We start from the raw sequence: 25,926 nt of genomic DNA, 5'->3' as shown, positions 1-25,926 counted from the left end.
TGCTGGTCTGGGCATTACTCGCGCGTCACCTTCCATCGGTGGCAGGCTCAGGGCCGGTGCACCCGGTACGCCGGCCGTGTCGCCGGACCGTTGCCACGACCGCTTGGGAGGCCCACTCGATGTTCTCGCGCATCGCCATCGTCAACCGCGGCGAGGCCGCCATGAGGCTGATCCACGCGGTGCGCGACCTCAATGCGCAGGCTGAGCTCGAGGGCGGCCCTGATGCCCACTACATCGAGACGGTCGCGTTGCACACCGAGGGCGAGAAGCAGGCGATGTTCGTGCGCGAGGCCGACCGCGCCTACAACCTCGGGCCCGCGGCCAACCGGCCCTACCTCGACTACGCGGTCCTGGAGAAGGCGCTGCGCGAGACGGGCGCCGACGCGGCCTGGGTGGGGTGGGGGTTCGTCGCGGAGGACCCGAACTTCGCCGAGCTGTGCGAGCGCATCGGCGTGACGTTCATCGGGCCGAGCCCGGAGGCCATGCGCAAGCTCGGTGACAAGATCGGATCGAAGCTCATCGCCGAGGAGGTCGGGGTGCCGGTCGCTCCGTGGAGCCGCGGCGGGGTCGACACCCTCGAGGACGCCAAGGCGGCCGCCGCCGACGTCGGTTACCCGTTGATGCTCAAGGCGACCGCCGGTGGTGGCGGGCGCGGCATCCGCAAGGTGACCAGCGACGACGAGCTCGAGGCGGCCTACCAGCTGACCCGTGACGAGGCGCAGCGCGCCTTCGGCTCCGGCGTCGTCTTCCTCGAGAAGCTCGTCACCGGCGCCCGTCACGTCGAGGTCCAGGTCATCGCCGACGGGCAGGGCACCGCGTGGGCCATCGGCGTGCGCGACTGCTCGGTGCAGCGCCGCAACCAGAAGGTCATCGAGGAGTCCGCCTCGCCCGTCATGACCAGGGAGCAGGCCGACGAGCTCAAGGCGTCGGCCGAGCGCCTCGCCATCGCCGTCGGGTATGCCGGCGCCGGCACCGTCGAGTTCCTCTACCACCCGGTCGAGCAGTTCTTCGCCTTCCTCGAGGTCAACACCCGCCTCCAGGTCGAGCACCCCATCACCGAGACGACCACCGACACCGACCTCGTCAAGCTCCAGGTCCACGTCGCCTCCGGTGGCCGGCTCGAGGGAGAGAAGCCGGTCGAGGTCGGCCACGCCGTCGAGGCCCGGCTCAACGCCGAGGACCCCGACCGCGACTTCGCGCCGTCGCCCGGCCGGATAGCGCTGCTGGAGCTGCCCGCCGGTCCCGGCATCCGCGTGGACACCGGTGTGGGAGAAGGGGATTCGATCCCGGCGGACTTCGACTCGATGATCGCCAAGATCATCGCCTTCGGCGCCGACCGCGATGAAGCGCTGGCCCGGCTGCGACGGGCGATGGGGGAGACCACCGTCGTCATCGAGGGCGGCGCCACCAACAAGAGCTTCATCCTCGACCTGCTCGACCAGCCCGAGGTCATCGACGGCAGCGCCGACACCGGCTGGATCGACCGGGTGCGCGCCGAGGGGCGGCTCGTGTCGCACCGGCACTCCGGCGTCGCCCTCGTCGCCGCGGGCATCGAGGCCTACGAGGACGAGGAGGGCGTCGAGCTCACCCGCCTCCTGGAGACCGCGCGCGGCGGCCGGCCGCAGGTGCAGCACCGCAGCGGGGTGGCCATCGACCTCAAGCTGCGCGGCACGGCATACAAGGTCACCGTCTGGCGCACGGGGCCGCACCGGTTCCGCGTCACGGTCGCCAGCGGCGAGACCGAGCAGACCGTCACCGCCGACCTCGACCGGCTCGGTGAGTACACCAGCCGGCTCAACATCGGCGGGCAGACGTTCCGGCTCACGACCGCCACGCACGGGCCCGTCCAGCTCGTCGAGGTGGACGGTGTCACCCACCGGGTGAGCCGGGACGAGGGTGGCGTACTGCGTTCTCCCGCACCGGCTCTCGTCGTCGCGACGCCGGTGCCGGTCGGCGGCGAGGTCGCCGCCGGGGCGCCCGTGCTGGTGCTGGAGTCGATGAAGATGGAGACGGTGCTGCCCGCGCCGTTCACGGCCAGGGTCAAGGAGCTGCTCGTCTCCACCGGCAGCCAGGTCGAGACCGGTGCGCCGCTGGTGCGGCTCGAGCCGGTGGGCGACGAGGACGAGGCCGTGGCCGACAGCGCAGGGCAGGAGAAGGTCGAGCTCGACCTGCCCGACGGCAACGGAGACGACAACCCCCGCAAGTCCGTGTCCCGCTGCCGGGCCGACCTCGCGGCGATGCTGCTGGGCTACGACGTCGACCCGCGTGGTGACACGCTCGCGGCATACCTCGCCGCTCGCGACGAGCTCACCCGCGAAGGGGAGTCGCAGGTGGGCGCCGAGGTGCCCGTCCTCGAGGTGCTGGCCGACTTCGCCGAGCTGAGCCGCAACCGGCCGGCCGGCGAGGACGAGCACGTCGAGCACCGGGTGCACAGCCCGCGCGAACACTTCCACACCTACCTGCAGAGCCTCGACGTCGAGCGCGGTGCGCTGCCCGAGCAGTTCCGCGCCAAGCTCGGCCAGGTGCTGCGCCACTACGGCGTCGACAGCCTCGACCGCACCCCCGACCTCGAGGAAGCCGTCTTCCGGATCTTCTTGGCACAACAGCGATCTGCGCCCGACCTCGCGCTCGGCACCGCCCTGTTGCAGCGGTGGATCGCCGAGCCGCGACCCGAGGCTCCGCTCGATGCAGCGGCCCGCGAGGTGCTCGATCGGCTCGTCGTCGCCACGCAGCTGCGGTTCCCCGTCATCGGTGACCTCGCGCGCAGCGTGCGGTTCCGCTGGTTCGACCAGCCGCTCGTCGACGCCGACCGCGCCTCGGTGCTCGGTGGTGTTGCCGACGAGGTGGCCGCGCTCGAGGCGATGGACGACGGGCCGGAGCGGGCCGAGCGGATCGACGCGCTGGCGGCCATCCCCGAGCAGATCGTGCAGTTCCTCGCCGACCGGCTCGAGGGCGGGGTGCCCAGCCGTGAGCCGATGCTCGCCGTCCTCATCAAGCGCCACTACCGCGAGTTCGACCTCAGCGGACCGCGTGAGGTCGAGGTCGACGGGCGGCCCTATGCCGTCGCCGACTACGTCCTCGACGACCGGCCCACCCACCTCGTCACCACGATCGGGCGGGTCGACGAGCTGACGCCGGACAGCGCGCTGGTCCGCGGCGTCACGGCGCAGCTGGCCGAGCGCTCGGCCGAGCAGCAGGCCGTCGTCGACCTCTACCTGTCGTGGCCGCAGGAGCCCGAGTCGCCCGACGAGGCGTCCGCGCAGCTCGCCGAGATCGTGGCGGGTATGCCGTTCGCGCACGACGTGCGTCGCGTGGCCGTCGCGGTCAGCGCGGGTGACGGCCGTCCCGTCGGCTACTTCACCTTCCGTCCCGAGGGCGACGGCGTGGTGGAGGACAAGCTCGTCCGCGGCGTGCACCCGATGGTGGGGCGCCGGCTCAACCTGTGGCGGCTGCGTGACTTCGAGGTCACCCGGCTCGAGGCGCCCGAGGACGTCCTGCTCTACCTGTGCGTCGCCCCCGACAACGAGGCCGACCAGCGCCTCGTTGCCTTGGCCCAGGTGCGCCAGCTCGCCGTCGTCCGCGACGAGGACGGCAAGGTGACGGCGCTGCCCCACGCGGAGCGCGCGATCGCCAACTGCCTCGAGGCGATCCGCCGCGCCCGGTCCGCCCGTGGCGCCGCCGGGGTCCGCCTCGACATGAACCACGTGTGGGTGCACATCTGGCCGCCGGTGGAGGCCGACCTCGACCAGCTCACCGCGCTGCAGGCCAAGATCGCCCCGCTCACCGCGGGTGCGGGTGTCGAGGAGGTGCTCGTCCAGGGCCGCATCGCGACCCCCGACGGCGCCAGCGCGCCACTGGCCGCGCGGTTCCACTACCAGCCCGGCTCGGGTGTCATGACCTCCGTGGAGGCGCCGCCCACCGAGCGGCTGAAGCCGCTCGACGACTACGCGCAGAAGGTCGTCCGGGCCCGGCGCCGCGGTGTGGTCTACCCCTACGAGCTCGTGTCGCTCATCGCCGGGCCTGGCGGCAAGGCCACCGAGTACGACCTCGACGACAAGGGCGCGCTCGTCCCGGTCGACCGTCCCTACGGACTCAACAAGGCCGGCATCATCGCCGGTGTCATCACGACCCCGACCGACCAGTACCCCGAGGGCGTCACGCGTGTGCTCCTGTGCGGCGACCCGCTCAAGGCGCTGGGTGCGGTGTCTGAGGCCGAGTGCTCGCGCATCATCGCCGCGCTCGACCTCGCGCAGGAGATGGGGGTGCCGGTCGAGTGGTTCGCGCTGTCGGCCGGTGCCCGCATCTCGATGGACTCCGGCACCGAGAACATGGACTGGGTGGCGCGCGCCCTCAAGCGCATCGTCGAGTTCACCCAGGACGGCGGCGAGATCAACATCGTCGTCGCTGGCATCAACGTGGGCGCCCAGCCGTACTGGAACGCCGAGGCGACGATGCTCATGCACACCAAGGGAATCCTGGTGATGACGCCGGACAGTGCGATGGTGCTGACGGGCAAGCAGTCGCTCGACTTCTCCGGTGGCGTCAGCGCCGAGGACAACTACGGCATCGGCGGCTACGACCGGGTCATGGGCCCCAACGGCCAGGCGCAGTACTGGGCCCCGGACCTGGCCTCGGCCCGCCAGATCCTGCTGTCGCACTACGAGCACACCTACGTCCACCCCGGCGAGGCCGGCCCCCGCCGGGCACCCACGAGTGACCCCGTCGACCGCGACATCACGGCATACCCGCACGACCTGCCCGACTCGGGCTTCACCACGGTCGGCGACATCTTCTCGCTCGAGACCAACCCCGACCGCAAGAAGGCGTTCGACATCCGCACGCTGATGGCGGCGGTCGCCGACCAGGACCACCCGACGCTCGAGCGCTGGGCGGGCATGGCCGACGCCGAGACCTCGGTCGTCTACGACGCGCACCTGGGTGGCACGCCAGTGTGCCTCATCGGCATCGAGTCGAAATCCGTTGCGCGGCGCGGTTTTCCGCCCACCGACGGCCCCGATACCTACACCGCGGGGACGCTGTTCCCGCGCTCGTCGAAGAAGACCGCGCGCGCCATCAACGCCGCCTCGGGCAACCGCCCGGTCGTGGTCCTGGCCAACCTGTCCGGCTTCGACGGGTCGCCGGAGTCGATGCGCAACCTCCAGCTCGAGTACGGCGCCGAGATCGGCCGGGCCATCGTCAACTTCGACGGGCCGATCGTGTTCTGCGTCGTCAGCCGCTACCACGGTGGCGCGTTCGTCGTGTTCTCCAAGGCGCTCAACCCGCGCATGACGGTGCTGGCGGTCGAGGGCTCCTTCGCCTCGGTCATCGGCGGCGCGCCCGCCGCGGCCGTGGTCTTCGCGCGCGACGTTGACGCCCGCACCGCAGCCGACCCACGCGTCGCCGACCTCGAGGCTGCGGTCAACGCCGCCGAGGGTGCGCGCCGCGCCGAGCTGACGACCGAGCTTGCCGAGGTGCGCAAGAACGTCCGCGCGGAGAAGCTCGGTGAGGTCGCGTCGGAGTTCGACCGGGTGCACAGCATCCACCGCGCCGTCGAGGTGGGGTCGGTCGACGCCGTGATCTCGGCCGCCGAGATCCGGCCGAAGATCATCGAGGCCCTGACCTGACCGAGTCGTGTGGGTGAGGGTGCGCCATCGAGCGCCGTCACCCACACGACTCGGGTTGAATGGCGCAGTGATCGGTCTGCTGCTCGCCGCGGGTGCGGGCCGCCGCATGGGGCGGGCCAAGGCGCTGGTGACCGGACCGGACGGGGTGTCGTTCGTCGAGCGCGGCATCGCCGCCCTGCGTCACGGTGGCTGTCACCCGGTCGTCGTCGTGCTCGGCGCCGAGGCTAAGCGGGTGCGCCCCCTCGCGGCGGCTGCCGACCGGATCGTGGAGGCGGGCGACTGGGCCGCGGGACAGAGCTCGTCCGTGCGCGCCGGACTCGACGGCGTGGCCGACCTCGACGCGTATGCCGTGTGCCTCCTGCTCGTCGACCTCCCCGACGTGGGCGCGGACGTCGTCCGACGCGTCCGGGAAGCGGCAGGGGACGGACCCACGGTCCTCGCGCGGGCGGCATACGACGGCGTGCCCGGTCACCCCGTCGTGATCGGGCGCGACCACGTCGCCGACCTCCTCGAGACCCTCTCCGGCGACACCGGCGCCAGGGGCTACCTCGCGTCCCACGACGTGCTGCTCGTCGAGTGCGGCGACCTCGCCACCGGCCGCGACGTCGACCGGCCGCAGGACCTCTGAGGTCAGCCCCGGGGTACCGCTGGGCCGCACAGTTTGTGATGCTTGGCCGATGGAGCCAAGGGAGGCGTTCGCCGATGCCGGTGCGCTGCGTGCCGCGCTGGGCGAGACCGGTTACCTCGCCGACGACGCGCTGGCCACGGTCGGGTGGCTCGGGTTGCGGCTCCAGCGCCCCCTGTTGCTCGAGGGCGAGCCGGGCACCGGCAAGACCGCCCTGGCCGAGTCCGTCGCCGCCGCGCTGGACCTCCCGCTGATCCGGTTGCAGTGCTACGAGGGCATCGACGCCACCCAGGCGCTGTACGACTGGGACTTCCCGCGCCAGATCCTGCACCTGCGAGCCGTGGAGGCGCTGGCCGCCGGCGACGCCCGTGCGGGTGCCGACGTCTCCGCGGTCGAGGACGAGCTGTTCGACGAGCGGTTCCTGCTGTCGCGGCCGGTCCTGCGGGCGCTGCGCGAGGCGCCGGCGGTGCTGCTCGTCGACGAGATCGACCGGGCCGACGACGAGTTCGAGGCGTTCCTGCTCGAGGTGCTGTCCACCTGGCAGGTCACGATCCCCGAGCTCGGCACGGTCACCGCGGCGACGCCGCCCGTCGTCGTCCTGACGTCGAACCGCACCCGCGAGCTGCACGACGCACTCAAGCGCCGCTGCCTCTACCACTGGATCGACCACCCGAGCCTTGAGCGCGAGCTCCAGATCGTGCGCACCCGCGCGCCTGAGGTCTCTGAAACCCTTGCAGCACAAGTGGTTTCGGCGGTCCAGCAGCTGCGCAATGGCGGCGGTCTCATCAAACCGCCGGGTGTCGCCGAGACCCTCGACTGGGCCCGCGCCCTGCACGAGCTCGGCGCGTCCGACCTCGACCTCGACACCGCTGCCGCGTCCCTCGGTGTCGCCGTGAAGTACCGCGAGGACGCCGAGCGCGTCCGCGCCGCCCTCGACCGGATCCTCGCGCGATGACGGCCGTGGCGATGGCCCCGGACCGACCCGCCCGGCACGCCCCGGACGAGGTCTTCCTCGGCTTCGCCCGGGCTCTGCGCGCCGCCGGGGTGGGAGTCACCGCCGACCGTGAACGCACCTACCTCGAGGCCGTCGCCGCTGTCGGTGCCGGGTCCGAGCGCCGTGCCTACTGGGCCGGCCGGTCGACACTGTGCGGCTCACCGTCCGACCTCGAGCGCTACGACCAGGTGTATGCCGCGTGGTTCGGTCTGGAGCGCGCCGTCGACCGCCCGCGCCGAGACGAGCCGCGCCCGGTCACGCAGGCGGCGCTCGACGAGGGCGGGGGAGCGCAGCGTTCACACGGTGAGGACGACGACCCCGTGCGGGCGTCGGCCAGCGACGCGGAGGTCCTGCGCCATCGTGACGTCGCTGCCCTCAGCGCGGCCGAGCGCGCCAGGCTCGCCGCCCTCTTCGCGAGTCTGCGTCCGCGGTCGCCACGCAGGCCCGCGCACCGGCACACCCCGTCTCGCCGTGGTCTCGTCGACGCCCGCCGCACCCTGCGCGAACAGCTGCGCCGCATGGGTGAGCCCGGCCCGATCGCGTGGCGGCACAGGGGATCCCGCGCCCGGCGGGTGGTCCTGCTCGTCGACGTCAGCGGCTCGATGAGCGGCTACGCGGACGCGCTGCTGCGGCTCGCGCACGCCTATGCGACGAGCGGGCTGCCGGTCGAGGTGTTCACGATGGGCACCCGGCTCACCCAGGTCACCCGCGCCCTGCGCCAACGCGACCCCGACCGGGCCCTCGTCGCCTGCGGGGAGGCCGTGCCGGACTGGTCCGGTGGCACCCGGCTGGCCCACGGCGTCGGCGCGTTCCTCGACCGGTGGGGGCGTCGGGGGATGGCCCGCGGTGCCGTCGTCGTGGTCTTCAGTGACGGCTGGGAAAGGTCCGAGCCGGAGGCGCTGGGCGAGCAGATGCGGCGGCTGAGAGCCGTCGCCCACCGCGTCGTCTGGGTCAACCCGCACCGCGGCAAGGACGGCTACCAGCCGGTGCAGCAGGGCATCGTCGCGGCGCTGCCGCACGTCGACGACTTCGTAGCCGGCCACTCGATGGCGGCGTTCGAGGAGGTCGTGGAGGTGGTGGCGCGTGCGTGACGTGATGCCCGAGCTGTTGCGGTGGTGGCGCGCGGGCGCGACGGTCGGCGTCGGCACCGTGGTGGCCACCTGGAAGTCGGCGCCGCGCCAGGCCGGTGCCGCGATGCTCGTCGGTCCGGGCGGTGAGGCGGTCGGGTCGGTCTCCGGCGGATGCGTCGAGGGTGCTGTCTACGAGCTCGCGGAAAGCGTTGTGGCGCAAGGTGTTCCAGAGCTTCAGCGCTACGGCGTGAGCGACGACGACGCGTATGCCGTGGGGCTGACCTGTGGGGGAATCCTCGACGTGTTCGTCGAGCGGGTGAACCGCGAGACGTTCCCCGAGTTGGGCGACGTCGCCGACGACATCGAGGCGGGACGTCCCGTGGCGGTCGCGACGGTGATCGAGCACCCCGACCCGCAGTGGGTCGGTCGACGGCTCGTCGTGCACCCCGACGACGAGTCCGGCGCCGGTGTGGCCTCAGGTTCGCTCGGGAGCGGCCGGGCCGACGCTGCCGTCGTCGACGATACGCGCGGTCTGCTCGCAAACGGGCGCACCGAGACACTCACCTACGGCCCCGATGGCGAGCGCCGCGGCGAGGGGATGCGGGTCTTCGTGTCCTCCTACGCGCCCAAGCCACGGATGATCGTCTTCGGCGCGATCGACTTCGCGGCGGCCGTGGCCCACCAGGGCAGCTTCCTCGGCTACCACGTGACCCTCTGCGACGCCCGGCCCGTGTTCGCCACCAGGAGCCGGTTCCCGTCGGCCGACGAGGTCGTCGTCGAGTGGCCCCACCGCTACCTCGCGGCCGAGCGCGATGCCGGCCGAATCGATGCCCGCACGGTGATCTGCGTCCTCACCCACGACCCCAAGTTCGACGTGCCGGTGCTGGAGATCGCGCTGCGACTTCCGCAGGCGGCATACATCGGGGCCATGGGCTCACGGCGCACCCACGACGACCGGATGCAGCGGTTGCGGGAGGCAGGGCTCACCGAGGCCGAGCTCGAGCGGCTCGCCAGCCCCATCGGACTGGACCTCGGTGCGCGTACGCCGGAGGAGACCGCGGTGAGCATCGCCGCCGAGATCGTCGCCCTCCAGTGGGGCGGTGGCGGCGACCGCCTCACCGAGCGCGACGGCCCGATCCACCACCATCACGCCCCCTTGCCGAGTCGCTGAGGGCAGGAGAGGATCCGACTACCGGGGTTTGTTGCCGCGCAGCAGTTCGTCACAGAGAGGTGATGGAATGACCCGCATCAACGTGAAGGTCGACGGCGTCGACTACACCGACGAGGTCGAGCCACGGATGCTCCTCGTCCACTACCTGCGAGAAACGCTCGGCAAGACCGGAACCGTCGTCGGCTGCGACACGAGCAACTGCGGGGCCTGCACCGTCCACCTCGACGGCCGCAGCGTGAAGTCCTGCAACGTGCTGGCCGTCCAGGCCGACGGGCACGAGGTCACCACGATCGAGGGCATCGCCACCGACGGCGAGCTGCACCCGATGCAGCAGGCGTTCCACGACTGCCACGCCCTCCAGTGCGGCTACTGCACCCCGGGCATGATCATGCAGTCGATCGACGTGCTGAACGACAACCCCAACCCCACCGAGGACGAGATCCGCGTCGGGCTCGAGGGCAACCTGTGCCGGTGCACCGGCTACCACAACATCGTGCGGGCCGTGCAGCAGGCGGCGGGCTCGGGCAACGGATCGTCAGCCGGCGCCACCGCGACCGCCGACGCCGGCGAGAAGGCAGGTGCGCAGTCATGACCGCCGTCGACGAGCGCCCCGAGACCGCGCAGGACGACGCCAAGGGCGAGATCGGCACCGCGCGCAAGCGCAAGGAGGACCAGCGCCTCATCACCGGCCGCACCCGCTGGACCGACAACATCCAGCTGCCGGGCATGCTGCACCTGGCGATGGTGCGCAGCCCGTTCGCCCACGCGAAGATCACCTCGATCGACACCGAGGCTGCGAAGGCCGCCCCCGGCGTGCATGCGGTCCTCACCGGCAAGGACCTCGGTGAGTCGCAGGGCGTCCTCATCAACGCCTGGCCCATCACGCCGGACCAGAAGACCCCGACGCACCTCCCGATGCCGGTCGACCGGGTCGCCTTCGCGGGCGAGATCGTCGCCGTCGTGGTCGCCCGCAGCGCAGCCGCGGCCCGGGACGCCGCCGAGCTCGTCGACGTCGACTACGAGGAGCTGCCGGCGGCCCTCGACCTCAAGGAGGCCGCGCAGGACAAGGCCATCGCGCACCCCGACCTCGGCACCAACAAGTCGGCCCTGTGGGTCTTCGACTCCAAGGAGGCCGGCACCGGCGGCGACGTCGAGGAGGCGATCAGCAAGGCCCGCACGGACGGTGTCGTCGTCGAGCGCGAGTTCCGCCAGCAGCGGCTGATCCCGGCGTTCATGGAGCCACGCTCGGTCGTGGTGGACCCGACCGGCGAGCAGAACGTCATGTGGTCGGCCACCCAGGTGCCCCACATCGTGCGCTTCGCGCTCGCCGCCACCACCGGAGTGCCCGAGTCCAAGATCCGGGTCATCGCCCCCGACGTCGGTGGTGGCTTCGGTGGCAAGCTCCAGGTGACCCCGGAGGAGTGGCTCGCCTGGGCCATCGCCCGCCGCCTGGGCAAGCCGGTGAAGTACACCGAGACACGCTCGGAGTCACTGCTGTCCGCCCACCACGGCCGCGACCAGTGGCAGAAGCTCACCCTCGCCGCGACCAAGGACGGCGAGCTCACGGCATTCAAGGTCGAGCTGCTCGCCGACCTCGGTGCCTATGTCGCCGTCGTCGGCGGTGGTGTGCCCGTCCTGGGTGCGTTCATGTTCAACGCGATCTACAAGATCCCGGCCTACCACTTCGCCTGCCAGACGGTCCTGACCAACAAGACCTGGACCGACGCCTACCGCGGCGCCGGTCGCCCGGAGGCGACGTTCGGCATCGAGCGGATGATGGATGAGCTCGCGGCCGAGCTCGGCATGGAGCCGTTCGAGCTGCGTGAGAAGAACTGGATCAAGCACGAGGAGTTCCCGTTCACCACGGTCGCCGGGCTCGAGTACGACTCCGGCAACTACGAGGCCGCCACGGCCGAGGCCAAGGAGAGCTTCGGCTACGACGAGCTGCGCCGCGAGCAGCAGGAACGCCGCGACCGCAAGGACCCTGTGCAGCTCGGTATCGGCATCTCGACCTTCACCGAGATGTGCGGGCTCGCGCCGTCGCGCGTCCTCGGTTCGCTCGACTACGGCGCGGGCGGCTGGGAGAGCGCCAGCGTCCGGATGCTCGCCACCGGCAAGGTCGAGGTCGTCACCGGCGCCAGCGCCCACGGCCAAGGCCACGAGACGGCATTCAGCCAGATCGTCGCCGACCGTCTCGGCGTGCCGTTCGAGGACGTCGAGGTCCTCCATGGCGACACCCAGGTGGCGGTCAAGGGTCTCGACACCTACGGCTCCCGGTCCCTCGTCGTCGGTGGTGAGGCGCTCGTGCGCGCCGCCGACAAGGTGATCGAGAAGGCGAAACCCGTTGCGGCACACCTGTTGGAGGTCTCCGCCGACGACCTCGAGTTCTCCGGCGGGCGGTTCGGCGTCAAGGGCACCGACCAGGGCCTGACGATCCAGGAGATCGCGCTCGCGACCTTCGCCGCGCACAACCTGCCCGACGGGATGGAGCCGTCGATCGACGCCGACTCCACCTACGACCCGGTCAACTTCTCCTACCCGCACGGCACCCACCTGTGCGCCGTCGAGGTCGACACCGAGACCGGGCAGATCCGGATGCGCAAGTACACCGCGGTCGACGACATCGGCAACGTCATCAACCCCCTCATCGTGGAGGGACAGGTCCACGGCGGACTCGTCCAGGGCATCGCGCAGGCGCTCTGGGAAGACGCCGTCTACGACGACCAGGGCACCCTGGTGTCCGGTTCGTTCGTCGACTACACGCTCCCCACGGCGGCCGACACGATCAGCTTCGACGTGCACCACCGGTCCACGCCGTCTACGACGAACACGTTGGGCACCAAGGGAGTTGGCGAGGCGGGCACCATCGCCTCGACCCCGGCCGTGGTCAACGCGATCGTCGACGCGCTCCGCCCGATGGGCGTGACGGACATCCAGATGCCGGCCACGCCCGAGCGCGTCTGGCGCGCCATCCAGACGGCCGGCGCCAACCAGTCCGACGCCACGACGAGTGACGCCCAGCCGCACTTCGACGAGGGCGCACCCAACCAGGCGCCGGCCGACGCCAGCAGTACCGGCACCCCGACGGAAGGAGCGGGCCAGTGATCCCCGCCCAGTTCGACTACGTCGCTCCCACATCAGTCGCCGACGCGCTCGCCGCACTCGCCGAAGCCGGGGACGACGCCAAGGTGCTGGCCGGTGGGCAGAGCCTGCTCCCAATCCTGCGCATGCGGCTCAACGCTCCCGAGAAGATCATCGACCTCGGTCGCATCGAGGAGCTGCGCGGCATACGCGAGGACGGTGACTCCATCGTCATCGGCGCCATGACCACGTATGCCGACGTGCTGGCGTCCGACCTCGTGCGCGAGAACGCCGGTGTCCTGCACGACGCGGTCACCGAGGTGGCCGACCCGCAGATCCGGCACCGCGGCACCATCGGTGGCGCGCTGGTCCACGCGGACCCGGCCGGCGACGTGGGCGCGCCGATCCTTGCCCTCGACGCGGTGCTCACCGTGACCGGGCCGTCGAGCGAGCGGACCGTGCCGGCGGCGGAGTTCTTCAAGGACCTCTTCGAAACCGCAGTCGGCGACGGCGAGCTGCTGACCTCGATCCGCATCCCGAAGCACGCGGGCTGGGGGAGCCGGTACGAGAAGTTCGTGCGGGTCGCCCACCAGTGGTCGATCGTCGCAGTCGCCGCGACCGTGCGGGTCGAGGGCGACACCATCGCCGAGGCGGCCATCGCGCTGACCAACATGGGGTCGACCCCGTTGCGCGCCACCGCTGTCGAGGAGTCGCTCGTCGGCAAGCCCGCCACCGACGACGCCGTGCGCGAGGCGTGCGCGGCGGCGGCCGACGGCACCAACCCGCCGTCCGACCTCAACGGCGACAGCGACTACCGCAAGCACCTCGCCACGGTGCTGACCCGACGAGCGGTCCTGGCGGCCGCCGGAAAGTGAGCTCATGGACCTGAAGCACTCGTTCACCGTCCCGGCCTCCGTCGAGGAGACGTGGGCGACGTTCATGGACCTCGAGAAGGTCGGTGGCTGCTTTCCGGGCGCGACCGTCACCGAGGTCAGCGACGACGGCTTCGCGGGGACGGTGAAGGTCAAGCTCGGCCCGATTGCGTTGCAGTATGCCGGGACCGGCGCCTTCACCGAGCGCGACGACGCCGCGCACCGGGCCGTGATCGAGGCCAAGGGCAAGGACAAGCGGGGCAACGGCACCGCCGGCGCCACCGTGACGATCCAGCTCACCGACGCCGGTGACAACCAGACGAAGGCCGACGTGACGACCGACCTCGCCATCACCGGCAAGCCGGCGCAGTTCGGCCGCGGCGTCATGCAGGACGTGTCGGACAAGCTGCTCCAGCAGTTCATCACCTGTATCGAGGGAAAGGTCGGCGGAGGCGCCGAGGAGCCGTCGGCCGAGTCCACCACGTTGACCGGGTCGGACGCGGGTGCCGCGGACACCAGTGGCTCGGCCGCGAAGACGGCTGCCGCGACTGCGGCCGCAGCGTCAGCCGCCACCACGTCGGCGGCCACGGGCTCGTCGGGTGACGCCACCTCGACGACCCCGCCCGCGACCCCCACTCCCTCGCCCGCGGCCAGGCCGGCACCCAGCCCGTCGCGCACCACGTCCGCGCCGGCGCAGGACGACGCGCTCGACCTGGGCGCCACCGTCCTGCCGGTCCTGCTGCGCAGCTACGCCAAGCCGCTGGCCGCCGTCCTCGGCGCGGTCACGGCCTTCGCGGTGGTGCGCCGGTTCATCCGGTCGAGGTAGGGCAGGCCGCCCGTCACCCGTTGGCGCTCGCGGACGGCCTCTCTCCAGGAGTGGTGCGGCCCAGCAGCACCACCCCGACGGCGCCGGCCACCGACACGGCGGCGCAGACCCATGCCGCGACGGTCCAGCCGGCACCGATGTCGGCCGCGCCGAGCGCGATGACGCTCACGAGCGTGACGCCCAGCGACGAGCCGAAGTAGCGCATCGTGTTGTTAGAGCCCGTCCCCATCGCGGCGCGGTCGGGCGGCACGGAGGCCACGGCCTGCCGCGCCAGCCCGGCGTTGAGTACCCCGGACGCGACCCCGGCCACCAGCATGCCCGGCACCACGTGCCACGCAGGCGAGCCCGGCGCGACACCGGTCAGCAGCGCGATGCCGACCCCCACACCCACGAGGCCCAGCGCGAGCTGGCGGTTGCCCGGAATCCGCGCCAGCAACGAGCGCGCCGCGAGGGCGGCCAGCGCGCTCGTCCCGGACCACAGGCCCAGGAGCAGCCCGGCCTGCAGGGTCGTGATCCCGAGGGCCCGGGTCAGGTAGGTGCAGGAGAACGACATGATGGCGATCACGCCGAGCCCACAGACGAGCGCGGCCACATTGGCTGCGTGAAAGTCGTTGCGGCGCAGCAGGTCTCGCTCCACGAGCGTGGTGCTGCGGCGCAGCTGTGAGGCCACCAGCGCGCCCAGCAAGACCAGCCCACCGGCGCCCGTCGCCCACGCCGCAGTCGTCGACCCGCTCCGGGTCTCTACCAGGGCGACGAGCAGCAGGCACAGGCTCACCGTGAGCAGCACCAGGCCGAGCACGTCGAGCCGCCGTCGCTGGGTCGCCGCCACCTCGGGCAGCATCCGTCCACCCGCGACCGTCACCACCACCCCCGCGGCGGCCAGGAGCCAGTAGGTCGCAGGCCACCACGAGGCTCCCACCTCGTCGAAGAGGCCCGCGAGCACCGGCCCGAGCGCGATGCCGGCGCCCATCGCCACGGCCCACCAGCGCGACGCAGCCGTCCGGTGGTGGTCGTCGGTCGCCAACGACGCGACCAGGCCGAGCCCGGTCGCGATCATCCCGGCGGCGCCGAGCCCCTCGACGACCCGGCCCCCGACGAAGACCGCTGTCGCGGCCGCGTGCCCGCCGAACGTGGCCGCGGTGCACGCGACCGAGCCGAGCGCGAACACCGCCGCGCCCACCCGGAAGATCCGCCGCCGCCCGACCTCGTCGGCCAGCACCCCGGCGCCCAGCATCGCGACGGCCAGCCCCACGCTCATCGAGCTGAGGATCCACGTGGTGCCCGCCGTCGACGCGGCGAACGCACGGGTGAGGGTGACCGCGTTCCCCAGCGGCGCGGCATACGCGACCATCGAGACGAGCGTGCTGGCCGACACGAGCCCGAGCGCACCCGTGAACCCCGGCTGGTCCGTCGATCTGGTCACCGGGCCCATCCTGCTCGACCGCGGACGGCGCCGCCCCTCCGGTCCGAATCCAGCCGCCCACCGAACGGCTGACCCCGCGCTCATCCGGTCATGCCGACCTGCGCTGACCTACCCTGAGGGGAACGACCCGCATGGCAGCGTTGCCCCACCAACCCCAGCCACGCGGCATACAGCCAGCACAGGAGCATCCCCATGAGCGAGCCGACCGTCGTCGTCCTCAACGGCCCCAACCTCAACCTGCTGGGTGAGCGCGAGCCCGAGATCTACGGCCACGACACCCTCGCCGACGTGGAGGCGCTGTGCCGCAAGGCCGCCAGCCTGGCCGGGCTCTCCGTCGACTTCCGGCAGAGCAACCACGAGGGCGAGCTCATCGACGCGATCCACGAGCGTCGCCACGACGCGGCCGGGTTCGTCGTCAACGCCGGCGCCTACTCGCACACCTCCGTCGCACTGCGTGACGCGCTCGCCGCGGTGTCGGCGCCGATCTTCGAGGTGCACCTGTCGAACACGTTCGCGCGCGAGGAGTTCCGCCACCACAGCTACCTGTCGGCGGTGTCCACCGGGGTCATCGTCGGGTGCGGCCCGAGCGGCTACGCATACGCCATCGCGCGCATCTCCGAGCTCGTCCACCCCAAGCCCTGAGCCGATTTCACTCCCGGCCACGTGAGCCTGTAGTCTCACCGTCGCACTTCCGCGCGGCCCTGCCGCGTCGGTCGCGGCAGGCCCCCTTAGCTCAGTCGGCAGAGCGTTTCCATGGTAAGGAAAAGGTCGTCGGTTCGATTCCGACAGGGGGCTCTGGGTCGGCGTCACCGAGCGCCGTTCCCCACGGCGGGATAGCTCAGCTGGTTAGAGCGCACGACTCATAATCGTGAGGTCGCGGGATCGAGCCCCGCTCCCGCTACGACAGCGATTTCAGGAATCTCCCTGCGGTCGCGTATCCTGACGTGTCGCCGCGTGCTGCGGGTCGCTCCGACCCCGAGCACGGGCTCACAGTCTCAGCAGTTCCACCCGTCAGTTTCGAGAGCAGGTTGCCCCGTGGCTAGCAAGAGCGCAGACGTCCGCCCCAAGATCACCTTGGCGTGCGTGGAGTGCAAGGAGCGCAACTACATCACCAAGAAGAACCGTCGGAACAACCCCGACCGCCTGGAGATGAAGAAGTTCTGCCCCCGCGACGGCCGGCACACCCTCCACCGCGAGACCCGCTGACCCTCGCGCTCCGGCGCACCCAGACGACAGCCGCCCCCGGTCCAACGCGAACCGACGGGCGGCTTTCGCGTGTCCGGACGGCTTCGCGTGGGCGCGGGCGGGCGCAATAGGGTGGGCGCCATGGCCGTCAACGCAGAGTTCGTGGGGCGCACCTACCCGCCCAGTGGCCCGTATGCCGTGGACGCGGCCGGGATCGCCGCGTTCGCCCTCGCGGTGAGCAGCACCGACCCGGTGCACACCGACGCCGAGGCGGCGCGGGCCGCGGGGTACCGCGACGTGATCGCGCCGCCGACCTTCGCGGTGTCGCTGGCCCAGCAGGTCGACCGGCAGTTCATCGCCGACCCCGAGGCGGGGGTCGACTTCAGCCGGGTGGTCCACGGCGAGCAGAAGTTCGTCCACCACCGACCGATCACCGCCGGCGACCAGGTGCTCGGCACCCTCACCGTCGACTCGGTGCGCCAGGCCGGCGGCCACACGATGGTGACGACCCGCGCCGAGCTCGCTACCGACGGCGGCGAGGCGCTCACCACCTCGACGTCGACCATCGTGATCCGGGGAGGGGAGTGAGCATGGCGGTCCGCAGCTTCGACGAGGTTTCCGTCGGCGAGACGTTCGGCCCGACGGCAGTACCGGTGGGCCGCGAGACGCTCGTGGCCTACGCGAACGCCTCCGGTGACCAGAACCCCATCCACCAGGACGAGGACTTCGCCAAGACGGTCGGCCTGCCCGACATCATCGCCCACGGCATGTGGACCATGGGCGCCGCCGGGTCGGTGCTCGAGCAGTGGCTCGGCGACGGCGGGCGCATCGTGGAGTTCGGCACCCGGTTCACCTCGATGGTCGTCGTGCCGCGCGAGGGCACCGAGATCGTCGTCACCGGCACGGTGAAGTCGCTCGACGAGGACACCCGCCGCGCGACCGTCGAGCTCGGCGTCACGGCCGGCGACACCAAGGTCCTCGGCCGCTGCCAGGCGGTCGTGGCGCTCGCCTGATGCAGGAGACCTTCGACGCCCCGCTCGCGCCGTTGACGACGATGCGGGTGGGCGGCCCGGCTGCGCGGCTCGTGGTCGCCCAGACCACCGACGAGGTCGTCGACACCGTGCGCGAGGTGGACGACGCCGACGAGCCGCTGCTCGTCCTCACCGGTGGCTCCAACGTCGTGCTCCCCGACGAGGGCTTCCCGGGCACGGTGCTGCAGGTCGCGACCGACGGGGTGGCGGTGGAGTCGGCCGACGCGTGCGGTGGCGTCATGGTGCGCGTGGCCACAGGCGTGCCGTGGGACGAGTTCGTCGCGCGAGCCGTCGCCGAGGGCTGGTCGGGCATCGAGGCGCTGTCCGGCATCCCCGGCGGCACCGGCGCGACGCCGGTGCAGAACGTCGGTGCCTACGGCCAGGAGGTTGCCCAGACCATCGCCTCGGTGCGCGTCTGGGACCGGCACGAGCACGCCGTGCGCACCTTCGCGAACCTCGACTGCGCCTTCACCTACCGCCACTCGCTGTTCAAGGGCGCGGGGTTCCGCGGGGGGCCGAGCGGCCGCTACGTCGTCCTCGACGTGCTCTTCCAGCTCATCCCGCGCGAGCAGAGCGCGCCGATCGGGTATGCCGACCTGGCGCGTCAGCTCGACGTCGCCGTGGGCGACCGGGTGCCGTTGACCGACGCGCGCGAGGCCGTGCTGGCGCAGCGGCGGCGGCGCGGCATGGTGCTCGATGCCGACGACCACGACACCTGGTCGTGCGGGTCGTTCTTCACCAACCCGATCCTGTCGGCCGACCGGTTCGCCGCCCTCGAGCAGCGTGCGGCCGAACGGCTCGGCGCTGATGGACCCACGCCGCCGCGGTTCGCGGACCCCGACGGCAACGTCAAGACCTCGGCGGCGTGGCTCATCGACCAGGCCGGCTTCGGCAAGGGCTTCGCCCTCCCCGGCAGCGGAGCGGCTCTCTCGACCAAGCACACGCTGGCCATCACCAACCGCGGTGACGCCACGGCATACGACGTGCTTGCCCTGGCGCGGCACATCCGCGACGGCGTGCACGACGCGTTCGGCGTCACCCTCGTCAACGAACCAGTGATTGTCTGACGAGTTGAGTGCCTGAGACCTACCCATGGGTCGTTCTCAGGCACTCAACCTGCGGGAGCGGCGAGCCAGGCGTCGATGTCCTTGAGCGCGGCTGCCTTGACCTCGGCCGGGGCGCGCGACGCCTCGAACGACCCGCGCGCGAGGGCGGCCAGCCCCTCGTCGTCGAAGCCCAGCTCCTCGCGTGCGGTCGTGTACTGGTCGGCCAGGCGTGACCCGAACAGCAGCGGGTCGTCGGCGCCGAGAGCCACGGGTATGCCGCGGTCGACGATCGCGCGCAACGGCACCTCCTCGGGGCTGCCGTAGACCCCGAGCGACACGTTGCTGCCGGGACACACCTCGAGGGCAATGCCGGAGTCGGCGACGAGGTCGAGCACCCGCGGGTCCTCGGTCGAGCGCACGCCGTGGCCGACGCGGTCGGGGTGGATCGACTCGACCGTCGTCTCCACTGCCGTCGGACCCAGCAGCTCCCCGGCGTGCGGCACCAACGCGAGCCCGGCCCGCCGGGCGATCTCGAACGCGGGCGCGAATTCCTCTGTCACGCCACGTCTTTCGTCGTTGCTCAGGCCAAAGCCCACGACCGCACCCGGTCCGTCCCCGGCATACCTCGCAGCCAACCGCGCCAAGGTGCGCGCGTCGAGCGGGTGCCTGATCCGGCTCGCGGCGACGATGACGCCGACCTGCGCCGCGTCGGATCGGGCCGACACCGACCGGGCCTCGTCGAGGACGATCTCGAGCGCCGGGGTGATGCCGCCGAGGCGCGGCGCGTACGACGTGGGGTCGACCTGGAGCTCGAGCCAGCGCGACCCCTCGGCCGCGTCGTCGAGGGCTGCCTCGCGCACGATCCGCCGCAGGTCGTCCTCGTCGCGCACCGCGGCCCGGGCTGCGTCGTAGAGCCGCTGGAACCGGAACCACCCGCGCTCGTCGCGCGCGCTCAGCTGCGGCGGGTAGTCGCCGGTCAGCGCGTCGGGCAGCCGCAGCCCGTGCTGGTCGGCGAGCTCGCGCACCGTGTCGACGCGCGCCGAACCGGTGAAGTGCAGGTGGAGGTGGGCCTTGGGGAGTTCCTCGACCGGCCGCACCATGCGGGGCAGTCTGTCAGGCGACCGCCCGCCGGTCAGGTGGACCGGCCGGTCACTCGTCGGTGACGTGCATGGCCGACTCCTCGGCGGTCTCGTCGAGGTCGACGTCGTCGGGGTCGCCCAGGCCGTACTCCTCACGACGCTCGTCCACGCCGGACTCGGGCTTGCCGTAGGCGGTCCCGGCCTCGGGCTCCTCCTGCTCGATCCGCTGGTCGATGGTCTCCTCGGTGTCGTCGTCCGGGCTGCCGTAGGCGATCTCGGCGTTGATCGGCTGCGACTCCGGCGGCGTCCACGGCTCGTCCTCGCTCTCGCTCGAGTCGTCGAGGTAGTCGTCGGCCTGGTCCTCCTCGGCGTCGACCGCTACCTCGTCGAGGTCCTCGCTGTCGCGGTCGACGCTGGAGTCGAGCCCGCCGAGCTCCTCGTCGGTCAGCTCGAGGTTCGCGTCACTGTCGGGGTCGGCGGCGGCGCTGCCCCGGTCTGCCATCTGGTCGAAGTCGCTCATGGCACCACCCAACGCCCCAGCACGCACCGCCGCAACTCACCCGCAGCGCTTGCCGCAAAACGGGGGTTGCTTGCGTGAAACGGGGATCAGAACACCCCGTTTCACGTCCGCAACCCCCGTTTTGCGCGGGGTCAGGACAGGCGGAGAGGTATGCCGCCCACTCGCCTCAGGCGCTCGCGCCCAGCTTCTCGGCCGCGGCCACGAGGACGCAGGTGGCCACGGCCTCCATCGCCTCGGTGACCTGGTCGAGGGGCGGGAAGGTCGGGGCGAGCCGGATGTTGCGGTCGTCCGGGTCGTCGCAGTGGGGGAACGACGAGCCGGCGGGCGTGAGCGCCACCCCCGCCGCCTTGGCCAGCTCGACCACCCGCGCGGCGGTGCCATCGAGGACGTCGAGGCTGACGAAGTAGCCGCCGGTCGGGTCGGTCCAGGTCGCCACCCCGAGCCCGCCGAGCCGCTCGCGCAGGACCCGCTGCACCTCGGCGAACTTGGGCGCGATGATGTCGCGGTGCCCGGTCATGTGGTCGCGCACGCCCTGGGCGGTCTTGAAGAACTGTGCGTGCCGCAGCTGGTTGACCTTGTCCGGCCCGATCGAGCCCTTGCCGAGGTGACCCAGCCACCACTTCACGTTCTCGGTCGACGCGGCGAGGAACCCGACGCCGGCACCCGCAAAGGTGATCTTGGACGTCGAGGCGAAGATGAACGGTCGGTGCGGGTGCCCCGCGGCGGACGCCAGCGTGAGGATGTCCGCGCTCTTGGCCTCGTCCTCGGTGAGGTGGTGGAACGCGTAGGCGTTGTCCCAGAAGATCTTGAAGTCCGGTGCCGCGGTCGGCATCGACGCCAACGCCGCCGACACCTCGTGCGAGGCGATCGCCCCGCTGGGGTTGGCGTAGGTCGGCACGACCCACATGCCCTTGATGCTCGGGTCGTCGGCGACCAGCCTCGCCACGGCTGCCGCGTCCGGCCCGTCGTCGTTCATCGGCACGGTCACCATCTCGATCCCGAACGCCGCGAGCAGCGTGAAGTGCCGGTCGTACCCCGGCACCGGGCAGATGAACTTCACCGACTCCTCCTGCGACCACGGCCTCGGCGAGTCGACACCGCCCCAGATCCACAGGTCGACGAGGGTGTCCTTCATCATCGTCAGGCTCGAGTTGCCGCCCGCGATGACCTGCTCGGGCTCGACCCACAGCAGCTCGGCGAACATCTCGCGCAGCTCCGCAATCCCTTGCAGCCCACCGTAGTTGCGCGTGTCGGTGCCGCTCGCGTCCGTGACACCGTCGGGCAGCGCGAGCAGCCCGTTGGACAGGTCGAGCTGGTTGCTGGCCGGCTTGCCGCGCGTGAGGTCGAGCTTCAGCCCCTTGGCCACGAGCTCGTCATAGGCCGCCCGCTGCTCGCGCGCGAAGTCGGCCAGCGCCTCGGGGGAGAGGTCGGTGAGGGGGGTGCGGGACTGCGTCTGCTGCTCGGTCACGGGTCCCATCGTCCCAGAGGCCCGGTATGCCGCGACCTCGTCGTCCGCACGCCGGTCACCCGAGCGCCCCGCCGGCGAACTTTGGCCCAAAGTTCGCGTGTGCCGGGAAGGTTCCCAGCAGTGGCGAACTGTGGCCCAAAGTTCGCGGGTGCCTCGGTCGGCGGCGTCGGTGGCGGCTGGTTGGCTGAGAGCCATGAAACCCGTGTGGACGCTCGTGCACGCCGAACGTCAGGCTCTCGTCGACGACCTCGCCACCCTCGATGACGACCAGTGGGAGATGCAGTCGCTCTGCCCCGGGTGGTCGGTCCACGACGTGGTGGCCCACTTGGTCAACAACGCCAAGGTCACGCGGCTCGGCATCATCCGCGACATGGCACGGGCGCGCTTCGACTTCGACCGGCAGAACGCCAACGGCGTCGCGGCCGAGAAGGGCGCCACCCCGGCCGAGACCTTGACGCGCCTGGATGCGGTGGTGGCCGCCACGAACACGCCGCCCGCCCCGCTGGACAGTCGGCTTGTCGAGGAGGTGGTCCACGGCGAGGACATCCGCCGACCGCTCGGCCTGCGCCACGAGTACGCACCGGAAGCGGTGGTGCGCGCCCTGGGCTACCAGGCGCGGACGTCGGTCAAGGTGGGCGGAGGCAAGCAGCGGATCGCCGGCGTGCGGCTCGTGGCGACCGACGCGGACCTGGCCATCGGTGAGGGGCCGCAGGTGCGCGGTCCGGCGCTCTCTCTCCTGCTCGTCACCTCGGGCCGCGACGTCGCCCTCGCCGATCTCACTGGCCCCGGGCTCACCCGACTCGGCTGACTGAACGAGAGCTGCGGCCGTCCGGCCGGTGTCTCGGCGGTGATTCGCATCCGGGGTGAGGCCTCACGTATGCTTGCTCCTCGGTTGACTTCGACCAGACTTCCGGCGTGCCCTGAACCGGGCTCGTGGTGCTGGCCGGTCAACCTCCCGGAACCCGTCGCCCCACCGGCGAGTTCCGTAGGGCAGTGGCTCAATTGGTAGAGCACCGGTCTCCAAAACCGGCGGTTGGGGGTTCGAGTCCCTCCTGCCCTGCGCAAGCAGGACCCGTGACGTCGACCCGGCGGCGCGGCATACCTCCAGGGAGAAGACGATCGTGACGGACGTGAGCGCGGACACCCGCGGCTCTGGCCGCACCAACCGCAACCGCGGCAAGGGCGGCAACCCGATCTCGCGGTTCTTCCGCTCGGTGTCGCTGTTCATCAGCCAGATCCTCGACGAGCTGCGCAAGGTCGTGCGGCCGACGCGGCAGGAGCTGATCCAGTACACCATCGTCGTCATCGTCTTCGTGTCGTTCGTGATGGCGCTGGTCTCCAGCGTCGACTACGGCTTCACCAAGCTCGTCCTGTGGGTCTTCGGCGGCTGACCCCGCCGCGCCGCACTCGCCCGGGCCACGCCCGGTGATCACCAGAAGGAAGTAGGTTCAGCGTGTCCGACCAGTGGACCACCGAGAACACCGAGTCCGCGGACGCCCAGTCCACGGACGAGACGGTGAACCCGGACCTCGAGCAGCAACCCGCCACCGAGGCCATCTCGGTCGACGGTGAGACGGCCGAGCTCGAGGAGGGCGAGGCCGGCGAGCGCGTCGCCCCCGAGACCACGGACGACGCCCCGGTCACGACCGACGACCAGGTCGAGGCCGCCCACGCCGACGACGCCGAGGTCGAGGCGCAGGCCGAGCAGGTCGACGGTGTCGCCGACATCGAGACCGAGGCGGAGGTCGAGCGGGACCTCGACGCCGAGCAGGCCGCCGATGGCACCGACGCCGAGGGCGCCGACGAGGCGGCTGCCGTCGACGCCCCCGCGGGCGACCCGGTCCAGGAGTTCAAGGACATGCTCGCCAGCCAGTTCGGCGAGTGGTACGTCGTCCACTCCTACGCCGGTTACGAGAACCGGGTGAAGGCCAACCTCGAGAACCGCACCACGTCCCTCAACATGGAGGACTTCATCTTCCAGGCCGAGGTGCCGATGGAAGAGGTCACCGAGATCAAGAACGGCCAGAAGAAGCTGGTCCGCCGCGTCCGGATGCCCGGATACGTGCTGGTCCGCATGGACCTCACCGACGAGTCGTGGGGCGCCGTGCGCCACACGCCCGGCGTGACCGGCTTCGTCGGCAACGCCCACCAGCCGGTTCCGCTCAGCCTGGACGAGGTCTTCACCATGCTGGCCCCCGCCGACCTGGGCGCCGAGGAGGCCACCACCGGTGCCGCCGCCGGTACCGGCACCGGCGCCGCGGGCAAGCCCAAGGAGGTCGCGGTCGTCGACTTCGAGGTCGGCGAGTCCGTCACCGTCATGGAGGGGCCGTTCGAGACCCTTCCCGCCACGATCTCCGAGATCAACGCCGACACCCAGAAGCTCAAGGTGCTGGTCTCGATCTTCGGCCGGGAGACCCCGGTCGAGCTGTCGTTCAACCAGGTCGCCAAGATCTGAGGCGAGTGACAGCCCCCGGGTGACCACACGGCATACCGGGACTGCAACCGGGTCATCGCCCACGGCGTCGGCCCAAAACCCAAGAAGGACAAAGCAATGCCTCCCAAGAAGAAGGTCTCCGGCTTCATCAAGCTGCAGATCCAGGCCGGTGCGGCCACCCCGGCTCCGCCCGTGGGTCCCGCCCTCGGTCAGCACGGCGTCAACATCATGGAGTTCGTCAAGGCGTACAACGCTGCGACGGAGTCCCAGCGCGGCAACGTCATCCCGGTGGAGATCACGGTCTACGAGGACCGTTCCTTCACCTTCATCACCAAGACGCCGCCGGCTGCCGAGCTGATCAAGAAGGCCGCTGGTGTGCAGAAGGGCTCCGGCGAGCCGCACAAGACCAAGGTCGCCAAGCTGTCGGCCGACCAGGTCCGCGCCATCGCCGAGCAGAAGATGGAAGACCTCAACGCCAACGACGTCGACCAGGCGATGAAGATCATCGCCGGCACCGCCCGCTCGATGGGCATCGACACTCAGCTCTGATGAGCTGGCTCGGTATGCCGCCCACGCGGCATACCGAGGACGTGGGAGGGCCAGCGCTGGCCCGCACCACAACTCCACATCCACTCAAGGAGAAGAAATGAAGCGCAGCAAGGCCTACAAGGCCGCCGCAGAGAAGATCGACCCCGCCAAGGTCTACGCCCCGCTGGAGGCCGTCCGCCTCGCCAAGGAGGGTGCGAAGGCCAAGTACGACGAGACCGTCGAGGTCGCCATGCGCCTCGGTGTCGACCCGCGCAAGGCCGACCAGATGGTCCGCGGCACGGTCAACCTGCCGCACGGCACCGGCAAGACCGCCAAGGTCCTGGTGTTCGCCAACGGTGACAAGGCCGAGGCCGCTCGTGAGGCCGGCGCCGACTACGTCGGCTCGGACGAGCTGCTCGAGAAGGTCGCCGGCGGCTGGCTCGACTTCGACGCCGTCGTCGCGACGCCGGACATGATGGGCAAGGTCGGTCGTCTGGGCAAGGTGCTCGGCCCGCGCGGTCTCATGCCGAACCCGAAGACCGGCACCGTCACGATGGACACCGCCAAGGCCGTGTCGGACATCAAGGGCGGCAAGATCGAGTTCCGCATCGACAAGCACGCGAACCTCCACTTCATCATCGGCAAGGCGTCCTTCGACGAGAAGGCGCTCGTGGAGAACTACGCGGCTGCTCTCGAGGAGGTGCTGCGGCTCAAGCCGTCGGCCTCCAAGGGCCGCTACATCACCAAGGCCACGATGAGCACCACCATGGGTCCGGGCGTCCCGCTGGACGCCTCGCGCACCCGCAACCTCCTGGCCGAGGACGGTGGCAGCGCGGAGGCCTGAGCCTCGCCGACCACACCGCGAGCCCGTCACCCCCGTGGGTGGCGGGCTCGCGGCATACCCGCGTATGCCGCGTGATTGGGAACGCGTCCAGGGTCGCCGCGTAGG

Annotated in this window: 23 protein-coding genes and 3 tRNA genes; 22 read left to right on the top strand and 4 right to left on the bottom strand. The window is 71.3% G+C overall.

Going from position 1 to position 25,926, the window contains the following annotated elements; all coding sequences use genetic code 11:
* Nucleotides 1-119: 119 nt before the first annotated feature.
* The 9 genes from HJG52_RS15975 to HJG52_RS15935 all read left to right on the top strand — a co-directional run bounded on the left by HJG52_RS15975 (nt 120) and on the right by HJG52_RS15935 (nt 14,263).
* Nucleotides 120-5,624 carry an ATP-binding protein gene (locus tag HJG52_RS15975; RefSeq protein WP_171244631.1) on the top strand — a complete coding sequence of 1,835 codons (5,505 nt, stop codon included), beginning with the start codon at nt 120-122 and terminating at the stop codon, nt 5,622-5,624.
* Nucleotides 5,625-5,691: 67 nt separating this feature from the next.
* Nucleotides 5,692-6,252 carry an NTP transferase domain-containing protein gene (locus tag HJG52_RS15970; RefSeq protein ID WP_171244630.1) on the top strand — a complete coding sequence of 187 codons (561 nt, stop codon included), beginning with the start codon at nt 5,692-5,694 and terminating at the stop codon, nt 6,250-6,252.
* A gap of 49 nt (nt 6,253-6,301) precedes the next feature.
* A complete protein-coding gene (locus tag HJG52_RS15965; protein WP_171244629.1) occupies nt 6,302-7,204 on the top strand; it encodes an AAA family ATPase in 903 nt (300 codons plus the stop codon).
* Nucleotides 7,201-8,334, top strand: a complete 1,134-nt coding sequence (locus HJG52_RS15960) for a vWA domain-containing protein (protein ID WP_171244628.1) — start codon at nt 7,201-7,203, stop codon at nt 8,332-8,334. Before HJG52_RS15965 ends, HJG52_RS15960 begins: the two co-directional genes overlap by 4 nt.
* On the top strand, nt 8,327-9,484 hold the full coding sequence (locus HJG52_RS15955) for an XdhC family protein (RefSeq protein ID WP_171244627.1): 1,158 nt from the start codon (nt 8,327-8,329) through the stop codon (nt 9,482-9,484). The genes HJG52_RS15960 and HJG52_RS15955 overlap by 8 nt, the downstream gene beginning before the upstream one ends.
* A gap of 67 nt (nt 9,485-9,551) precedes the next feature.
* Entirely contained in the window at nt 9,552-10,076 is a 525-nt protein-coding gene (locus HJG52_RS15950; RefSeq protein WP_171244626.1) for a (2Fe-2S)-binding protein, read from the top strand.
* Nucleotides 10,073-12,589 carry a xanthine dehydrogenase family protein molybdopterin-binding subunit gene (locus HJG52_RS15945; RefSeq protein WP_171244625.1) on the top strand — a complete coding sequence of 839 codons (2,517 nt, stop codon included), beginning with the start codon at nt 10,073-10,075 and terminating at the stop codon, nt 12,587-12,589. The genes HJG52_RS15950 and HJG52_RS15945 overlap by 4 nt, the downstream gene beginning before the upstream one ends.
* Complete coding sequence (locus tag HJG52_RS15940) at nt 12,586-13,440, top strand: FAD binding domain-containing protein (RefSeq protein ID WP_171244624.1); 855 nt, start codon at nt 12,586-12,588, stop codon at nt 13,438-13,440. The genes HJG52_RS15945 and HJG52_RS15940 overlap by 4 nt, the downstream gene beginning before the upstream one ends.
* 4 nt (nt 13,441-13,444) lie before the next feature.
* Entirely contained in the window at nt 13,445-14,263 is an 819-nt protein-coding gene (locus HJG52_RS15935; protein ID WP_171244623.1) for an SRPBCC family protein, read from the top strand.
* Nucleotides 14,264-14,276: 13 nt separating this feature from the next.
* Here the strand turns inward: HJG52_RS15935 and HJG52_RS15930 are convergent, their stop codons facing one another.
* Nucleotides 14,277-15,686 (bottom strand): MFS transporter, encoded by a 1,410-nt coding sequence (locus HJG52_RS15930; protein WP_171244622.1) that lies wholly within the window; start codon nt 15,684-15,686, stop codon nt 14,277-14,279.
* 192 nt (nt 15,687-15,878) lie between these two features.
* Between HJG52_RS15930 and aroQ the strand changes: the two genes are divergently transcribed.
* The 7 genes from aroQ to HJG52_RS15895 all read left to right on the top strand — a co-directional run bounded on the left by aroQ (nt 15,879) and on the right by HJG52_RS15895 (nt 18,969).
* A complete protein-coding gene (gene aroQ / locus HJG52_RS15925; protein ID WP_171244621.1) occupies nt 15,879-16,328 on the top strand; it encodes a type II 3-dehydroquinate dehydratase in 450 nt (149 codons plus the stop codon).
* Between the two features lie 80 nt (nt 16,329-16,408).
* Nucleotides 16,409-16,481: transfer RNA gene (locus tag HJG52_RS15920), tRNA-Thr, on the top strand.
* Between the two features lie 32 nt (nt 16,482-16,513).
* Nucleotides 16,514-16,587: transfer RNA gene (locus tag HJG52_RS15915), tRNA-Met, on the top strand.
* 134 nt (nt 16,588-16,721) lie between these two features.
* The gene (rpmG, locus tag HJG52_RS21375) at nt 16,722-16,892 is read left to right on the top strand and encodes a 50S ribosomal protein L33 (RefSeq protein ID WP_171244620.1); all 171 of its coding nucleotides are present in this window, start codon (nt 16,722-16,724) and stop codon (nt 16,890-16,892) included.
* A 120-nt stretch (nt 16,893-17,012) separates the two neighbouring features.
* Entirely contained in the window at nt 17,013-17,459 is a 447-nt protein-coding gene (locus HJG52_RS15905; RefSeq protein ID WP_171244619.1) for an FAS1-like dehydratase domain-containing protein, read from the top strand.
* A 2-nt stretch (nt 17,460-17,461) separates the two neighbouring features.
* Nucleotides 17,462-17,884: a MaoC family dehydratase gene (locus HJG52_RS15900; protein WP_171244618.1), complete on the top strand. Its 423-nt coding sequence runs from the start codon at nt 17,462-17,464 to the stop codon at nt 17,882-17,884.
* Entirely contained in the window at nt 17,884-18,969 is a 1,086-nt protein-coding gene (locus HJG52_RS15895; RefSeq protein WP_171244617.1) for a UDP-N-acetylmuramate dehydrogenase, read from the top strand. The genes HJG52_RS15900 and HJG52_RS15895 overlap by 1 nt, the downstream gene beginning before the upstream one ends.
* 44 nt (nt 18,970-19,013) lie before the next feature.
* Here HJG52_RS15895 and HJG52_RS15890 read toward each other — a convergent pair whose 3' ends face one another.
* The 3 genes from HJG52_RS15890 to HJG52_RS15880 all read right to left on the bottom strand — a co-directional run bounded on the left by HJG52_RS15890 (nt 19,014) and on the right by HJG52_RS15880 (nt 22,015).
* A complete protein-coding gene (locus tag HJG52_RS15890; protein ID WP_171244616.1) occupies nt 19,014-20,048 on the bottom strand; it encodes an adenosine deaminase in 1,035 nt (344 codons plus the stop codon).
* Between the two features lie 49 nt (nt 20,049-20,097).
* Nucleotides 20,098-20,547, bottom strand: coding sequence for a hypothetical protein (locus tag HJG52_RS15885; RefSeq protein WP_171244615.1), 450 nt, complete (start codon nt 20,545-20,547; stop codon nt 20,098-20,100).
* A 166-nt stretch (nt 20,548-20,713) separates the two neighbouring features.
* Nucleotides 20,714-22,015, bottom strand: a complete 1,302-nt coding sequence (locus tag HJG52_RS15880) for an aspartate aminotransferase type Ic (RefSeq protein ID WP_346767784.1) — start codon at nt 22,013-22,015, stop codon at nt 20,714-20,716.
* 193 nt (nt 22,016-22,208) lie between these two features.
* Here HJG52_RS15880 and HJG52_RS15875 point away from each other — a divergent pair, with 193 nt between their 5' ends.
* The 6 genes from HJG52_RS15875 (at nt 22,209) to rplA (ending at nt 25,821) form a co-directional block, all read left to right on the top strand.
* Nucleotides 22,209-22,823, top strand: coding sequence for a maleylpyruvate isomerase family mycothiol-dependent enzyme (locus HJG52_RS15875; RefSeq protein WP_171244613.1), 615 nt, complete (start codon nt 22,209-22,211; stop codon nt 22,821-22,823).
* 179 nt (nt 22,824-23,002) lie between these two features.
* A tRNA-Trp gene (locus HJG52_RS15870) sits at nt 23,003-23,075 on the top strand.
* 61 nt (nt 23,076-23,136) lie between these two features.
* Nucleotides 23,137-23,406: a preprotein translocase subunit SecE gene (secE, locus tag HJG52_RS21740; protein WP_171244612.1), complete on the top strand. Its 270-nt coding sequence runs from the start codon at nt 23,137-23,139 to the stop codon at nt 23,404-23,406.
* A 62-nt stretch (nt 23,407-23,468) separates the two neighbouring features.
* Nucleotides 23,469-24,470: a transcription termination/antitermination protein NusG gene (gene nusG, locus HJG52_RS21735; RefSeq protein ID WP_346767783.1), complete on the top strand. Its 1,002-nt coding sequence runs from the start codon at nt 23,469-23,471 to the stop codon at nt 24,468-24,470.
* Nucleotides 24,471-24,566: 96 nt separating this feature from the next.
* A complete protein-coding gene (gene rplK, locus HJG52_RS15855) occupies nt 24,567-24,998 on the top strand; it encodes a 50S ribosomal protein L11 (RefSeq protein WP_171244611.1) in 432 nt (143 codons plus the stop codon).
* A 97-nt stretch (nt 24,999-25,095) separates the two neighbouring features.
* A complete protein-coding gene (rplA, locus tag HJG52_RS15850; protein WP_171244610.1) occupies nt 25,096-25,821 on the top strand; it encodes a 50S ribosomal protein L1 in 726 nt (241 codons plus the stop codon).
* The last annotated feature ends 105 nt before the right edge of the window (nt 25,822-25,926 follow it).

This window comes from Knoellia koreensis (assembly GCF_013041615.1).
Lineage (GTDB): Bacteria > Actinomycetota > Actinomycetes > Actinomycetales > Dermatophilaceae > Pedococcus > Pedococcus koreensis.
This window is presented reverse-complemented; position numbering and strand designations above follow the sequence as displayed.